The organism is Veillonella tobetsuensis (genome assembly GCF_001078375.1).
In the GTDB taxonomy this organism is placed as follows: Bacteria; Bacillota; Negativicutes; order Veillonellales; family Veillonellaceae; genus Veillonella; species Veillonella tobetsuensis.
The window spans coordinates 1-16523 of the sequence record NZ_BBXI01000003.1; the positions used below are offsets into that span (position 1 = coordinate 1).

Consider the following 16523-nt stretch of genomic DNA (forward strand, 5'->3'; position numbering starts at 1 on the left):
AACAAGTAAATACTGTCTCTGGAAATAATACAGAAATTATTGGTTCTAAGGTTATCGGTGAAAGTGTAACTACAAAAGTTGGACATGATTTGAACATTGAAAGTTTACAAGATACGAATGACTATCATAAAATTAGTAAAAATAAAAGTATATCTGTATCTTATGGAATGAGTGGGCCAGCAAGAGTTGGATTTGAAAATTCTCGAGGGACAACAGATAGCCATTATGCAAGTGTCACAGATCAGGCTGGTATATACGCAGGTGATGGCGGATATAATGTACAGGTAAATCATGCAACTACACTTACAGGTGGTATAATTAAAGGTAGTCCTGATAAATCCAAAAATAGATTATCCTCTAACTCTTTAAAAATGAATGATATTCAAAATGAAGCATCTTATTCTGCCAAGACTTCTGGCTATAGTTTATCTACGACCAAACGCACTAAAAATAATCCAATAGGCATTACAGGTAGTCCTAAAATGGGGATTCCTGTAAAAGGTAGCTCAAAGTCTACTACGCATTCAGCTATTAGTGAAGGTATCATTGAAATTGCTGAGAAAGAATCTTTAGAAAAGATTAATCATGATACGGAACATGCACTTAATAAATTAGCACCAATTTTTGATAAAAAAACAGTAGAAGAAAAACAAATATTGTTAACAAAAATTTCTAATAAAGGTTATAGGTTGATAGGTGATATTGCTGTTAGCGAACAAAAAAAATATGTGATCTTAGCAGAATCTGCTGAAAATTCTAATAATGAAAAATTAGCAAAAGAATATATTGATAAGGCTAAAAAATGGGATGATGGTGGAATTTATAAAGTTGCTTTACATGGTGCATTTGGTGCAACTATATCGAAGCTTTCTGGATATAATTCTTTTGATGGGTTTAAAATTAGTGCAATAAATGAAGTTGCACAACCACTTCTGAGAAAAATTGATAATCCTGATATGCAAAAGTTAGTTAGTATAATTTTAGGGAAAAGTATTAGTGATCAATCAATAGCAGCACCTTTGATAAATTCAGCCGTTGATAATAATTGGTTGACTCATGATGATCAGTTAAACTTGTTACGTGATTATAGAAGTTTTAAATATGGAGAAATTAGTTTAGATGAATGGGTTAGAAAGTTAGCCTTTTATGAAACCTTAATGTGGCATGAATATAATCATCCTGATATATATAAAACAAGTAATGCGACCTCTAGAGAGCTATATGATAAACTAGAATCCGATGAACTTGGATCGGGATCATTTCAAGATGTTATGAGTAATCTTGTATATAAATATGTAATATTAAATGGGTTAGAAGATTCATTTTATATGTATAAGAGAGAAGCGAATGATAAGATCATAAGTTCACGTGAAATATTTATTGCAAATAATTATTTTAAACTTCATACTCAAAATATTTGGGATGTTTCCTCGAATAATTCTCTGGAAAAACCATTAAATTTTATACAATCTAATACTAAAAATGAAAGTTATATTATGCCGTATCAGGAAGGAATTTCAAATCCTGATAAACATAGTAATTTCAGATTGTTTGGTAACGAAACAACAAATATAACTGGAATACATACTGATACAGATATAGGTGGTTTAAGTTTTAACAATAGTATTAGTTCTGGTGTTAAAGGAGAGGTGAGTCTCGTTAGAGTACACCATGAAGCTCAAAAAAATGCCGCTAAAGTTGAAGTAAATGGGGACATTTTATATTTGGCTGGAAGTGTAGATGGAGCCCTAGGGCAAGGTAATTTATATGTTAAAGCAGAAGCTTTGGCTGCATTAGCGGCTGCTCAGGGGAAATATTCATTAGATTTTGGAAGTTTTGTTATTATTGCAGAAGGTAAAGTATATGGAGCTGGAGTTGGAGCTGGAATTGAAGGTGGGTTTAATAAAGAAAAAGGTACAATTAAAATAAAAGGCGACTTATCATATTTTGTTGGTGCTGGTGGGGGTATAACCATTAAATTTAAAAATTAGGAGGATTTAATATCATGAAACGTTTATTTTTCTATGGATTTGCATTATTTGTATTAATATCCATTGTATATGGAATGGCCTATGATTTCATAACTGGTGCTGAGATTCACTATGATTTCTATGGTGCAGGTTTTGTTGCTTGGCTAGTATTTTTTGGTATCTTAAAATTAGTTTTACGAGTATAAAATACAGATATATTTAAAATGCTTTTAATATAAAATCATTCATAATATCGGCGATTTAATGTAATGAGTATTTTACAAACAGTGGTTCAAACATGATTGTTATATATGATAAAGTACTTAGAGATACATATCACTTATTTAATTTATAATTGAAAGAGATATAGGAATGCGACGATTAATATTATACGGATTTGCAATATTGGGAATAATTTCTATCATATATGGAATAGTAGATGATTTCATAACAGGTACTCAGATTAGCTATGATTTTTATGGTACATCTTTTGTTTGTTTATTGATATTTATTATCGTGTTAAAATTGGCTTTTCGTATATAAAGCTATTGTAAGCGTATAATACATTTATAATAAGTAAATAATAGGCAGTGTAATATCTTTTGTGTAAACTGTTCTCAAACAATTGAAAAGAGAACCAATCCTCTTTGGCACCAATCATATGTATGGTTGGTGCCATTCTTTTTGTACACCGAATAGGCATGACTAAAACTCCAGTTAAATTTGGGGAGGCGGTAAAAAAATTCTTAGAGAAAAGGAAAGAACCTCCTAGTGGCAAAATGAAGTTGGCCTAGTAACCACAACATTTTAATATAGGAGGTTCAATGTTAATGAATGACGTAAAAAGCTTATCACATAGTAAATGGAGATGTAAATATCATATTGTTTTTGCGCCAAAGTATAGAAGACAAATAATTTATGGTCGAATACATGTTGATATAGGTAAAATTTTAAGAGATTTATTGAACTGTAATACCGTGAATTTCTTGTGCTAAACGTTTTAAAGCGTCAACAGTACGAACACCAGGTGTGATTTCAGACAATTTTACACGGATAAAGTGATTTTCTTTAATCGCTGTAATGTCTTGTAATTGAGGATTAGCTTTCAATTTAGCGATTTTTTCTTGGAAATCATCATCGTTGCGGATGGAATTGCCGTAGTCAGCGATAATAATATAGTCAGGATTTTGGGCGATTACAGTTTCCCAAGAACCTTTAGCCCAAGTTTTATCAACACCAAGGCCACTCATTACATTATCGGCACCGATGAGACGAAGAATGTTAGTTGTATAGCCTTCAAATGCTGTGAACGGTTGACCATCTTCGGAATCATAGATGAATACGCGTTTTCTAGGGACATCTTTCAATTGGTTTTGTACTTTTGTAAGAGTATCACGTTGAGCCTTAACCCAATCATTAGCTTTAGACTCTACACCGAAGATTTTACCTAACATAATCATATCTTTAAAGTTAGTTTCTAAATCAGCCTTAGTAGAAAGCATAGATTCTGGTAACCAAATATTAACTTTATTAGCAATCATTTTGTCTGCTGGAATGGCACGTTTGCTGAAGGAATCAGGCCAGCCAGTAGCAAAGTCAGGTTTTACGCTCATGAATACTTCGTAAGAAGGCCATTTTTCAGCTAATACTTTTACCTTGTCGTACTCACCTTGTAATGGCTCGTAGATTTCCTCTTCTTTAAATGCAGTGCCTGCCATTTTGTCAGCGAGACCAAGTTGAAGCATCATTTCGGTTGTTGCCTGGGACATGGATACAGCATGTGTTGGAGGTGCACTTACGGAGAAGTTTGTAGTAGCGCCGTCGAATGTTTCGCTCCAGCTAGCGATTGCTTGTGCTGTTTGCGTGTTTTGTTGGGACGTAGTGCCGCAGCCAGTGAAAGCTAGTGTTGTGCCTGCCACCAATAGTCCTAGAAGGGTAAAGCGTTTTACTTTGTTTAACATTATAATGTCCTTTCTGTAAAAACAGTAAGTGAGGAAATCCTCAACATAAGTAGATTAGCTATATACCTGCATATAGCTATATATTTTTTAGCGTTAAACGCTATAAAATCTAATATTGAATACGATAAATACCGTCTTCTGTCTTTGTGGTAAAGGGGATTTCAAATACAGGTTCCAATAGCTCTGGTGTTAACACCTCTTGTGGAGAACCTGTTTTTACAATGCGTCCCTTATTCATTAATACGATATTATCACAATAGGTAGCTGCCAATTGAATGTCGTGAAGAACAACAATAACCGTTCCTTTGAATGTTTGCAATTCTTTCATTAAAGCCAACTTATATTTTAGGTCTAGATGGTTTGTAGGCTCATCTAGCAATAATATGGTAGGTTCCTGTGTTAGGGCTTTTGCAATAAATGCACGTTGTAATTCACCACCTGAAAGGTGTTGCACTTCTTCGTTTGCAAGATGAGAAATACCTATATGCTCCATATAGGATTCGGCAATGGCTACATCTCGCCTTGTATAGTTCCCAAAGCGTGTCTTATGAGGATAGCGCCCCATGAGAACTATATCTTTCACAAGAAAATCGTCAATCATAGCATCATGCATTTGAGATAAGATGGATACAAATTTTGCAAATCGTGACGAATCGATTGACTCTAAAGGTTCATCATTAAGTGTGATGGTTCCCTTAGAATAGATTGATTTTGATAAGTGCTTTAACAATGTTGATTTCCCGCACCCGTTAGGGCCAATGATGGCTGTGATTTTATTAGTGGGAAACTCTACCGATATATCATGTAATACGGATCGAGTAGGATAGTCAAAGCTTAAGTGATTAACTGTATACATAAATTTCCTTTGTCCTAGAAATAGGATTAACTAATCCTTGTATTGTACTTAGCCGATATTTTTATATCGTTTCATAATAATCCAGATAAATAATGGGGCCCCTAATAAAGAGGTAAGAACACCGATAGGGATTTCTTCTGGGCTATATAGTGCTCTAGATAGTACATCAGACCAAATCATGACGATGCTGCCTATGAGCATGCTAAATATCAAAGTATTTTTATGTTTAGGACCACCTGTAATACGAGCGAGGTGGGGGATAATAAGACCGATAAAACCAACCACACCTACCTTAGATACTAAGGTAGCAATCACTATGGATGATGTTATAACGATTGATAATTGTAATGTTTTAACTGAAAGTCCCATGTTGGCAGCCTCTTGGTTGCCGAGGAGTAAGACATCTAAATCTTGCTTATAAATGTAGATGAATAAACAAAATAGAGCGACAATGATGGCTGATAATGGTAAATCTTGCCATTGGATGCCCGCGAAACTACCTAATAACCAAAACATGGCACTTCGCACCTGTGCTTCGTGTTTAGCACCATAAATAATCATCATTGTTAACGCTGAGAAAATGCCTGTCATACCCATGCCAATAAGGATGAGTTTAACAGGACTATTACTTTTACCAACACATAATAAAACTAATATGATGGATAACATGGCACCAAAGGAGGCAAAGAAAGGCGTATTGTATGCTCCTAGTAACGGTAGACCTCCACAAATGATGGCGAATACAGCCCCTGTACTAGCTCCTGATGATACACCTAACACGTAAGGGTCTGCTAGTGCATTGCGTGTTACCGTTTGCATTAAAAGACCTACAGCAGATAAGCCGATGCCAGTTAAGATTGAATATAATAGGCGAGGTAAGCGAATATCCCACAAGATTGTGTCGGTCATATGAGGGATAGAAAGGTTTTGTCCTCCTAAGTGTGAGGAGAGACTATTTAGTACATCTGTTAAGGGGATAAAGGTGGATCCAAATTGAAGAGATGTAACAAGGGATACAATGAGTATTGCTCCTAAAATTAAAGCCTTAATAGTGTTTTGCATGATGCCTCAAAATGATATTTATAATTACAAAAACTTATACTAATATTAGTATAGATAATGCTCGATGTAATTACAATAGAAGTACTGGTATAGGTATAGAAACTAGTTTTACTGTTTCCTGTAAACTCATAAAAATTCTGGTAGTAGTATATTTTATACATGAAACTAAAAGTTATGGCTACTCATTCAAAATACATATGACTTAAAAGGCCTTATTACGCTTTGTGAGAAGCTCTTTTAATTGACTAAGTATAGAGACCTTTTTATAATAGTTATATTATTATACTATAGTTTGATAGTAGGTATATTAATTCCTAGCTAATACTAGGAAATTAGAGTGGCTTTATAGTATGTTCTATAAAATGATATACCTTACCATATACAAGGAGATGTTACGATGAAGTTTAATACAAAGTGTGTCCATGGTGGTGGCAAATCAGATAATACAGGTGCAATTTCTCCTGCTATTTATATGTCTAGTACGTTTTCTCATCCTGGTTTAGGTGAAACTACAGGCTTTCAATATACCCGTGAGTCTAATCCTACTCGGGATCGTTTGGAAAAATTGATAGCTGGTTTAGAAGACGGTTTTGATGCCATCGCATTTTCTTCTGGTATGGCTGCCATCGATGCGGTATTTCATTTATTTTCTCCTGGAGATCACGTTATTTTAGGGGATGACCTTTATGGGGGCTCTATCCGCTTGTTCACTAATATATATGAAAAAAATGGCGTTGAATTTACCTATGTTGGTACCTCTGATTTAACGGCGGTACAAGCGGCATTCAAACCTAATACAAAGGCTGTATATATTGAAACTCCTACAAACCCAATGATGGAAATTACAGATGTTCGTGCGGTGAGTAATATGGCTCATGATCGTAATGCTTTGGTTATTGTGGATAATACATTTTTAAGTCCCTATTTCCAAAAACCATTAAATCTAGGAGCCGACATTGTTGTACATAGTGGTACAAAATTTATTGGAGGCCATCATGATGTTATTTCTGGCTTTACTATTGTGAACGATGAATCCTTAGCAGCTCAACTGCGCCTCGTTTATAAGACAGTGGGGGCTTGTTTGTCTGCCTTTGATAGCTGGCTCGTTATTCGAGGAATCAAAACATTAGCACTCCGTATGGAGCAACATCAAAAGAATGCTATTGCTATTGCAGAATGGCTTAAACAGGAACCAAAGGTAACAAAGGTGTTGTTCCCAGGGTTACCAGAACATCCTGGTTATGAGGTAAATAAAGCTCAGTCAACGGGATTTGGTGGCATGTTGTCCTTTGAAGTGGATAGCGAAGAAACGGCTAAACAGGTGTTGGAAGGTATTGAGTTGATTCAATTTGCTGAAAGTCTTGGTGGTACAGAATCCTTGTTGACATATCCTGTTACACAAACACATCCTGATTTAAAGCCAGAGGATGCAGAACGTAAAGGGATTACTCGTCGCTTGCTTCGCTTGTCCGTTGGCATTGAAGATACAGATGATTTGATTGCTGATTTAGCACAAGCTTTCAATAAATAAAAGGAGGCTATTATGGGTCGATATAATTTTGACAAAATCGTAGATCGTAAGCATACAAAGTCTCTAAAATATGATTTTGCTGTACAACGTGGTAAACCAGCAGATGTGTTGCCGTTTTGGGTGGCAGACATGGATTTTGAAATCCCTAGTGAATTAAAGCAAATTCTGTTGAATCGCGTTAATCATGGTGTTTTTGGATACACTGAATCCGATGATGAGTATGTTAATGTATTAAAAAACTGGTTCTCTTCTCGATTTAACTGGTCCATTGAACAAGAGTGGCTAGTAAAAACGCCTGGCGTTGTGTTCGCACTCGCTATGGCGGTGCGAGCTTTCACCAATGAAGGTGAAGGGGTGCTTATTAATCAACCTGTATACTATCCGTTTAGTTTAGTTATTGATGACAATAACAGAAATCTCATTAATGTACCGTTGATTCAAGGTGAAGATACATATACCATTGATTTTGATGGCATTGAGCGTGCGATAGTAGAGCATAATGTGACATTGTTCCTTCTCTGTAATCCTCACAATCCGGTGGGGCGCGTTTGGACTGAGGATGAATTAAAACGCCTCGGCGATATTTGTATTAAACATAATGTGATTATCGTTAGCGATGAAATTCACGCCGATTTTGTGTGGGACAGTCATACACATACGGTTTTTGCTAATCTTGGTGAAAGTTATGCGGAGCACTGCATTGTTTGTACGGCCCCTAGCAAAACCTTTAATATTGCAGGTCTGCAAGTATCGAATGTGTTTATTCCTAATGAAACCTTGCGTAAACGATTTGTTAAGGAAATTGATAAAGCCGGTTATAGCCAACTAAATACAATGGGACTTGTGGGCTGCCAAGGTGCTTATGAAGTCGGTGGCCCGTGGCTCGATGAATTGAAAGTGTATATTCAAGGTAATATTCAATTTACCCTTGATTATTTCAAGCAATACTTGCCGAAGCTTCGCATGTATCGTCCAGAAGGGACGTACCTCATGTGGTTTGACTGTTCTCAGTTACCATTAACTGCAGATGAGCGTGAACAATGGTTATTATATGATGCGAAATTATGGCTTGATAGTGGCTCTATGTTTGGTAAAGATGGAGAAACTTTTGAACGCATTAATGTAGCGTGTCCTCGTGCTACTTTAGTGGAAGGTTTAGATTCCCTTCGTCGTGCGTATGAGTCGAAAGGGTATTAGGAGGTTATATAATGCCTATTAAAGTAATTAAAAATTTACCGGCTATAACAAAGTTAGCACAAGAGAATATATTTGTAATGGATACAGAGCGTGCGGAAACACAGGAAATTCGTCCGCTTCAAATTTTGCTTGTCAATTTGATGCCTACGAAAGAGGTTACAGAAACTCAAATTCTGCGAGCCCTTAGTAATAGCCCGTTACAAGTTAATTTAACCTTGCTTCATACTGCATCTCGTAAATCTAAGAATGTAGATGAAGAATATTTGGAAACCTTTTATCGAACCTTTGATGAGGTTAAAGAGGAATTCTTTGATGGCTTAATTATTACTGGTGCACCAGTTGAATTGATGCCTTTTGAAGAGGTGGATTACTGGGATGAACTCGTAGAGATTATGAATTGGAGCGAGGAACACGTATACTCCACATTCTATATTTGTTGGGGTGCACAAGCTGGTCTTTACCATCATTTCGGCATTAATAAACGCATTATGGATAATAAGTTATTTGGCGTTTACGAACATGACATTTATAATGATCGGCCATTATTATTGCGTGGATTTGATGAAAGATTCTGGATGCCCCATTCCCGTCATACAACAGTATCCTTAGAGCAAATTAAAGAAAATAAAGAGTTAGAGTTGTTGGCTGGTTCTGAACCGACCGGTGCAGCCATTGTACGCAGTTTAGATAATAAACATATCTTTATTTTTGGGCATGCTGAATACGATTGGGATACGCTAAATCGTGAGTATGAACGGGATGTTGCAAAAGGCGATGATATTGCAGTTCCAGAAAATTATTTCCCTAATAATGATCCAAAGCAACGTCCTATCGTAAGATGGAGATCCGTAAGTACCTTATTGTTCACTAATTGGTTGAACTACTATGTATACCAAGAAACTCCTTACATCATTGAACAAATCCAGAAGATGAAGTTTGAACGAGATAAAAATTTTGGTGCTTATATTTAAAATACATTAGTATTCGAACCGGTGGGACATCAAAGCCGACACGCTACTGCGCTAAAGCGGAGCCCGAAGTCGTTTTGATGTCCCACCGGTTCTTTATATCAATATTATATTTAAAGGGCGCCAAAATTTTGGCGCCCTTTGAATATGTTATATATGAAGAAAACCAAATCGGTTTCCAATGGCGACTTTGGCCCTGCGGAGGCCGCAGGCCGGAGTCAGACCCGGCCGGTGGAGCCATTGGGAATTGATTTGGTTTACCGGTACATAGATAGGCACCAAAATTTTTGCTATAGCTTATAGTTATGGAGAATGTATTATAAAAAGTGGTAGACATATTTTTTAATACATAGTAATATAATAGGCATAAGAAATGAAGTTTATTCCTTTAGATGAATGGGAGTTGAATTTAATGAGCAAACAATATAAATTTGAAACATTACAATTACATGCTGGCCATACAGTTGATTCAACAGGTGCTCGTGCGGTGCCTATTTACCAAACTACATCCTTTGTTTTTAAAGATGCTGAAGAAGCAGCTGGTCGGTTTGCATTGACTAATCCTGGTGGCATTTATTCTCGACTAGGTAATCCTACGACTGACGTATTAGATGCTCGCGTAGCACAACTTGAGGGTGGTGCTGGTGGTATTGCTGTAGCATCTGGTTCTGCAGCGATTACATATTCCATCTTGAACGTAGCTGGTGCGGGTGATAACATCGTTGCTGCATCTACATTGTACGGTGGTACATATAACTTGTTCACTGCTACATTGCCACGTTTTGGCATTGAAACTAAATTTGTAAACCCAGATAATTTAGAAGAATTCGAAGCAGCTATCGATGATAATACTAAAGCTGTGTATATCGAGTCCATCGGTAACCCTGGTATTAATCTTATCGATGTGCAAGCAGTGGCTGATATTGCACATAAACACAATATTATCTTGATCGTAGATAATACATTTGCATCCCCTTACTTGTTCCGTCCATTAGAACATGGTGCTGACGTAGTTGTTCATTCTGCTACAAAATATCTTGGTGGTCACGGCACAACATTAGCTGGTGTAGTTGTAGAATCTGGTAAATTTGACTATAAAGCATCCGGTAAATATCCTGATTTTGTGGCAGGTGATGAACACTATAATGGGTTAGTATATGGTGATTTACCAATTCCTTTTACTGTAAAGATTCGCGCTCAATTGCTTCGTGATACAGGCGCTTGCATTACACCACTTGCATCTTGGCAAATCTTGCAAGGCATTGAAACATTGTCCTTGCGCGTAGAACGTCATGTTGAAAATACTCGCAAAGTCGTAGATTTCTTGAGCAAACATCCTAAAGTGGCATGGGTAAATTATCCAGAATTAGCAGACAGCAAATATAAAGCATTAGCTGATAAATACTTCTCTAAAGGCATTGGTGCTGTATTTACATTCGGCGTAAAAGGCGGTAAAGAAGCAGGCATTAAATTCGTTGATGCTTTGGAAATCTTCTCCAACCTTGCTAATGTAGCCGATGCTAAATCACTTGTTATTCATCCTGCATCTACAACACATGCACAACTTAACGAAGAACAACAAAAATCTGCTGGCGTAACACCAGATATGATCCGTTTATCCATCGGTCTTGAAAATGCTGATGATATTATCGAAGATCTTGCACAAGCATTGGATAAAGCTTAATCTTAACATAACTCCTTCAAGCGTTTAGCTTGCAACAACCTATAGAACATAAAAGAAAACCTTATAACAATCGCGAGCCTTTGTGCTCGCGATTATTTTGTATATAGCACAAGAAAAAGACCTTGAATTCAACGATTCAAGGTCTTTTAGTGTGTGTATATGTGTGTGTATTAAAAGGGTTTGTTTTATGTGTGTATAGTTTTATGAGTTTTTAGTATATGAGTGTGTTAAGAATTTGGAGAGAGACATATATTATAAAGTGGTTAGGTGAGTCTATATAATATATGCAATGGGTGCTTAGTATTTAGTGGTTTTTACTTTTGCACTGAGAACTTTGCCGGAAAGGGCGTCGATCTTAACATCAGCTTTTTTGTCGCCACCATTAGTCATTTCTAAATCGTAGACAACTTTATTGCCTTCCATTTCTAATTCCCATTCCATTGTTTGGAAATCACTACCTACACGTTCGATAGCTCTTGTTTCAGCAGCTTCAGGAGTGATTGTGTTTTGTGGATTGAAGCTATGAGCTTTCTTCATGCGATTCCAGTAGCTAAGGGATTTAGCTTCGTTGGAGACAACTTGACCAGTAGCTTCATCAATTTTCATTTCTACTTTTTGTGTCTTAGTATACGCTTCTACTTCATATGTAGGATGATGTTTTGCATCATAGGAAATAGAAGTGATCATAGCATCTGGATAGTAGCGATGTAATGTAGTAACGGCACCAACGTAGTCGATTTCGCTACTTTGCATTGGAGATGCTACACTACCAACACCGTCCCAGCTGCTAGGAGCCGGATATGTTGCAGCTGTTGCTACACCTGCAAATAACACAGTGCTTACGCCTAGGGCGCATAATACTTTAGATAACTTATTTACTTTTTTCATGTTGATTACCTCCATAAAAGGATTTTGCCTAATAGCAATTGTAAAAGTAGATTTCATCAAATCTACTTACGTATAATTTAATATGATAAAATGAATGTAAAATGAAGAACTAGAAATATATACGGAAAAATTTCAATATATATTATATATTCGACAGAAATATTGTATTTTCCTTTAAATTAAATAGAAAATGTAAACTTTTAAAATGCATATAGTTGACATAAATTAATGAGAATGGTATTTTAAATTTAAATACAAATGTAGTTTGTTTAGATAGGTTTCTATTGTGTATTTGATGGAGGGGTGTACCATGAGTGCCATACCAAAACAACATTTAAGTACAAAAGAGTTAACAATGACCGCATTGTTTGTTACGTTAATTACAGCAGGTGCATTTATACGTGTGCCATTGCCGAATTGTCCGTTTACGCTGCAGATTTTATTCACTACATTAGCCGGTATTATATTAGGTAGTCGCCTTGGTGCTATTAGCGTAGGTATTTATATTATATTAGGACTTATAGGGGTGCCTGTGTTTACATCAGGTGGTGGACCAGGCTATGTACTTCAACCAACCTTTGGTTATTTAATCGGATTTATGGTTGGTGCTTATGTGGTAGGTCGTTTTAGTGAAACTTCACAAACCTATTCGGTAAAGAGATTGTTAATAGGTGCTATTATTAATCTACTCATCGTTTATGGATTTGGCATGGTCTACTTATATATGATTATGAATCTATATTTAGGCACACCTATCGGTTGGTGGCCTGTAATTTGGTCATGCTTCCTAATTCCTGTTGGTCCTGATGTGTTCTTGTGTGCTGTGGCAGCTGTTATGGGCAAACGAATTATTTCACAATTAAGATAAAAATAGTATATACAATAAAGGGCTATCACCTATTGTGGTAGCCCTTCACTATTTTATGGATACACATAACCTAAGATTTCTTGTGCATCTTTTGTCTTATTAATTTCTATATATGGTTGTTTACGACCGTGAAAGTCTCTAGTAGATACGGTGCCTTCTACGGTTACCCATTTTTGATTGCTAAAGGAATCGCCGTCGTTTTTGTGCATTGTTAAGCCTATTGGCGCAACATCTGCAATACAACAAGCCATGGACATGCGGGATAGAGTAAATTCATTAGCTTTCAATGTATTGTCATCGCGATTCACATAGCCAGTCATGTAAATTTTGTAGCCTACATATTGATCAGGGTTAGATCCAAGGGCCACAATTGTACGATAATAGTTGTCTGAGTTTAAAACGATTTCTTTCTTTGATTTAGAAATCCCCGGTTCTTTAGCCGCATTATTAATGGTAATTACTTCACCAATATCATCTTGGGAAAAATCAAAATCATTTTTGTCCTCTGTAGATGCGGTGTTTCCTGCAACCTGTACTGTAGTTGGTGCTAGGATAGGAGGTACCACTAGTAATACAAGGGGAATAATGATAGGGATAATAGAGCGCCAATTGTGCTTATACTGTTTAGTAGGCGACCATAGTATAGAGATGATGCCACCACATAAAAAGGCGATGCCTGCTAGTAATAGAAATAATTCATATCGAGGCGCTACATAGAATTTATATTGCCCTGTAATAAGTAAATATAAAATACTGATGCCTAATGCTGTGTACAGTGAGCCTTTCACAATACTTAATATATCTTTATTCTGTAGTTCTGATAACATATGATGTTCTCCTTATATAACAAATAAGAATTGAGCTAGTACTGTCATAATATACGTAACGATGCTGATTGTAATAACTAGACGTAGTATAAAGGATAGTGACATGTACTGACGAAGTATGTATACATTTTTTATGTCAATCATGGGTCCTAACCATAAGAATCCAAGTACTGCGGATATAGGGAATAGACCGCTTAATGTACGTCCTATAATGGCGTCTGATGTAGAACAAAGTGAGAATATAAATGCTAAGATTAGTAATAATGCATTAGCAATTGGTGTAGCTACATTAAATGATGTAGCAAAGAATACTGGTTTAATCCAAACCTGGAATAAGGCCAATGTGAATGCTGCTGCTCCAAAATATAGCAGTAATTGGCTGAATTCTTTTTCCACATGAAGTAAAAAGATTTTCTTTTTATCACGTTCTGGTATGGGTAGTGTATATTCGTAGTCTCTTGGTTGCGGTAGTTTATTTTGAGTTTCTTTTAATTTGTGAGGAAACCATTTAAACGTGAGTGCTACTATAAGAGCTATTAATATGCCGCCGATGATTCTCGCCAAGATGATTTTTGGCTCCTCTGGAAAGGCATAATAGGTTGCCAATAATGCGATGGGATTCATGATAGGGCTAGCTAACATAAATAGTAGACCTAAATGTTGTGGTATGCCTCGTTGCAATAGGGCATTAAACATTGGGATAGTAGCACAGTCGCAAACCGGTAAGCAGAGGCCGCTGCCGAGGGCAATACCATAGCTTTTTAGAGAGTCTTCTTTCATATAACGCAATAGCCAACGATCTGGTATGAATAGCGTTATAATTGTAGAAATGACCGTGCCTAACAATAAGAAAGGCATGCCTTCTAATATGATGCCTGACGTAATAGCAAGGACCTGATGAATAGAATAGGAAATGTTGTGGCGGAATACGGTTACAAGCAATAGATATAATGTCAATATGGCTACAATACCATACAGTGTCCAAGGCCATTTTGGCCTCGATAATCGATTGTGTATATCCTGAGGTGATGGTGATACTAGTATAGTACATTCTGTATTATAGGCGTGTAATAGTTGTGTAATACTATGTATTTGTGTACTATCAGTAGGATATAAAATAATATAATCTGCACTATATATTTGTGATAAAATCCCAGGCCCCAAGGCTTGTATCATAGAACGTATTGTATTTTCCTTTGCCGTATAGATCACTCGTTCTATATGGCATAATTCTTTTAAATTTTGACTAAAGAAGATCGATTCTAATTGCTGAAATGGAAACATACCATTCCATTCAATCCATATTTCTTTTGGTCGAGTTTTAACAATATGATTTTCTATTTGTAGTATAACATGGGCGGGACTCATCTCTATGTCATCTGGCTCGATGGTGAGTGGTTCCTTTAAATGCACTATATTACCTAATTCAAAGGTAATGATTTCTGTGGAACCTAGTTTTTTTCGTTCTCGCAGTTCTTGGTTGATTAAGGTACTTTTACCAGTGCCTAATAAGCCAGTTACGATATATACAGGAATCATAATGGGTTACACACATTTCTAGAAATGGATGCTATATCTATTTCTGTACCTATGATGACTAGGTGAAAGCTGTCTAAGTTTGTAGCGCTCATGGAGCAGTTTTGAGGTGTATATTGTAATTCCATCGGACCTGCTGATGTTGGTACAATCCCTTTGGCTCTAATAATAGTAGATGGGAGTATATTACATAGTTCCATCCATCGTTGTTCTTCTAGCGTTTGTAAATTGTAGAAGGTATGACTTATAAATGGTTGGTGTTCATGTTCGTGCTGATGGTGATTACAATCGTGAGTGTGGCCGTGGCAATTACAGTCATGATAATTGTGCGCATGTGCTATTTGGTGGATTTGGTTCACATCTTGCTGGAGAGACTCTATATCGGTGTAAACCGGTGTATTAGGAACTAATTCTGTAATGAGTTCCTTTGTTTTTGCTGTTTGTTTAGTATCTTCTATATGGGAAAGTAAAATAGCATGGCAATGCTTGATTTGATCTTTAAAGAAAGGTCCGAAGTTTTTGATTGCCATTGGGGCTTGCATAGCATCTACAATTGTTATAATCATATCGATATAGGCTTTTTCGCAGATTTCTTTGTCCATGCAGGTGCTGATAATTTCACTTAATTTGCTAACTCCAGATGGCTCTATGTAGATTTGGTCTATGTCCTGTGTGGATAAGATATCGACTAAGGCATCCTTAAAATTACCTTGTAGACTACAGCAGATGCAACCTGATGTTACCTCTCTCACTACAGCACCAGAAGTGGATAGTTGTTGTGCATCTAAACTGGTTTCGCCAAAATCATTTTCTATGATTAATATACGTTCATTCGTATTTCGTTGATTTAAAATGTATTGTAAATAGGTAGTTTTTCCGGCTCCTAAGAAACCGGATATGATAGTAATTGGTATCATAATACACCTCCCTTGTAAATATAAACATAGTATACTACTCTTAGTTTACATAAAAAAATACCCATATGGGTATACCGAAATCCCTTTAAATACAGTAGGAAAGCATATCATAAGAAATTTTGATAACATTATACTAATATGAGTATATGTGAACGTATTTATATGATGAAAACAGTAGTTTTACATAAAAAGCGTATGCCTCATCTTAGATATATGAGTGCATACGCTTATATGAATAAATATTATTTTGCAAAGTTT

General features: G+C 36.2%; 14 protein-coding genes and 1 pseudogene. 8 read left to right on the top strand and 7 right to left on the bottom strand.

The annotated features are described in order from the left end of the window. From VEI_RS10165 to VEI_RS10040, 3 genes and pseudogenes are all read left to right on the top strand, one after another. The coding region (locus tag VEI_RS10165; RefSeq protein ID WP_174874273.1) for a hemagglutinin repeat-containing protein at nt 1-1991 on the top strand (1991 nt) is incomplete at its 5' end. 14 nt (nt 1992-2005) lie between these two features. Further along, entirely contained in the window at nt 2006-2176 is a 171-nt protein-coding gene (locus VEI_RS10375; RefSeq protein ID WP_162837716.1) for a hypothetical protein, read from the top strand. Between the two features lie 624 nt (nt 2177-2800). Further along, nucleotides 2801-2932: pseudogene (locus VEI_RS10040) on the top strand (transposase); the annotation flags it as partial. Here VEI_RS10040 and VEI_RS01170 read toward each other — a convergent pair. The 3 genes from VEI_RS01170 to VEI_RS01180 form a co-directional block, all read right to left on the bottom strand. Continuing rightward, nucleotides 2930-3931 (bottom strand): ABC transporter substrate-binding protein, encoded by a 1002-nt coding sequence (locus tag VEI_RS01170; RefSeq protein WP_059361440.1) that lies wholly within the window; start codon nt 3929-3931, stop codon nt 2930-2932. The pseudogene VEI_RS10040 and the gene VEI_RS01170 overlap by 3 nt on opposite strands. 109 nt (nt 3932-4040) lie before the next feature. Beyond that, entirely contained in the window at nt 4041-4787 is a 747-nt protein-coding gene (locus VEI_RS01175) for an ABC transporter ATP-binding protein (RefSeq protein WP_059361442.1), read from the bottom strand. Between the two features lie 48 nt (nt 4788-4835). After that, nucleotides 4836-5849, bottom strand: a complete 1014-nt coding sequence (locus tag VEI_RS01180; RefSeq protein WP_059361444.1) for a FecCD family ABC transporter permease — start codon at nt 5847-5849, stop codon at nt 4836-4838. 397 nt (nt 5850-6246) lie between these two features. Between VEI_RS01180 and VEI_RS01185 the strand changes: the two genes are divergently transcribed. The 4 genes from VEI_RS01185 to VEI_RS01200 all read left to right on the top strand — a co-directional run bounded on the left by VEI_RS01185 (nt 6247) and on the right by VEI_RS01200 (nt 11229). Then, nucleotides 6247-7380, top strand: a complete 1134-nt coding sequence (locus VEI_RS01185; RefSeq protein ID WP_059361446.1) for a trans-sulfuration enzyme family protein — start codon at nt 6247-6249, stop codon at nt 7378-7380. A 12-nt stretch (nt 7381-7392) separates the two neighbouring features. Further along, nucleotides 7393-8577, top strand: coding sequence for a MalY/PatB family protein (locus tag VEI_RS01190; protein ID WP_059361448.1), 1185 nt, complete (start codon nt 7393-7395; stop codon nt 8575-8577). A gap of 11 nt (nt 8578-8588) precedes the next feature. Further along, entirely contained in the window at nt 8589-9548 is a 960-nt protein-coding gene (gene metA / locus VEI_RS01195; protein ID WP_059361451.1) for a homoserine O-acetyltransferase MetA, read from the top strand. A 409-nt stretch (nt 9549-9957) separates the two neighbouring features. Beyond that, complete coding sequence (locus tag VEI_RS01200; protein WP_059361453.1) at nt 9958-11229, top strand: O-acetylhomoserine aminocarboxypropyltransferase/cysteine synthase family protein; 1272 nt, start codon at nt 9958-9960, stop codon at nt 11227-11229. Between the two features lie 297 nt (nt 11230-11526). Here the strand turns inward: VEI_RS01200 and VEI_RS01205 are convergent, their stop codons facing one another. Further along, nucleotides 11527-12117 (bottom strand): PepSY domain-containing protein, encoded by a 591-nt coding sequence (locus tag VEI_RS01205; protein WP_059361455.1) that lies wholly within the window; start codon nt 12115-12117, stop codon nt 11527-11529. A gap of 310 nt (nt 12118-12427) precedes the next feature. Here VEI_RS01205 and VEI_RS01210 point away from each other — a divergent pair, with 310 nt between their 5' ends. Continuing rightward, a complete protein-coding gene (locus tag VEI_RS01210; RefSeq protein ID WP_059361457.1) occupies nt 12428-12985 on the top strand; it encodes a biotin transporter BioY in 558 nt (185 codons plus the stop codon). A 53-nt stretch (nt 12986-13038) separates the two neighbouring features. On the opposite strand, the gene VEI_RS01215 is transcribed toward VEI_RS01210, so the two are convergent. Genes VEI_RS01215 through VEI_RS01225 form a run of 3 tightly spaced genes read right to left on the bottom strand, consistent with a single transcriptional unit; the run spans nt 13039 to nt 16265 of the window. Further along, nucleotides 13039-13812, bottom strand: a complete 774-nt coding sequence (locus VEI_RS01215; RefSeq protein WP_059361459.1) for a TIGR03943 family putative permease subunit — start codon at nt 13810-13812, stop codon at nt 13039-13041. A 12-nt stretch (nt 13813-13824) separates the two neighbouring features. Further along, nucleotides 13825-15351 carry a permease gene (locus tag VEI_RS01220; protein ID WP_059361461.1) on the bottom strand — a complete coding sequence of 509 codons (1527 nt, stop codon included), beginning with the start codon at nt 15349-15351 and terminating at the stop codon, nt 13825-13827. Then, nucleotides 15348-16265, bottom strand: coding sequence for a CobW family GTP-binding protein (locus VEI_RS01225; RefSeq protein WP_059361463.1), 918 nt, complete (start codon nt 16263-16265; stop codon nt 15348-15350). Before VEI_RS01225 ends, VEI_RS01220 begins: the two co-directional genes overlap by 4 nt. Between the last annotated feature and the right edge of the window lie 258 nt (nt 16266-16523).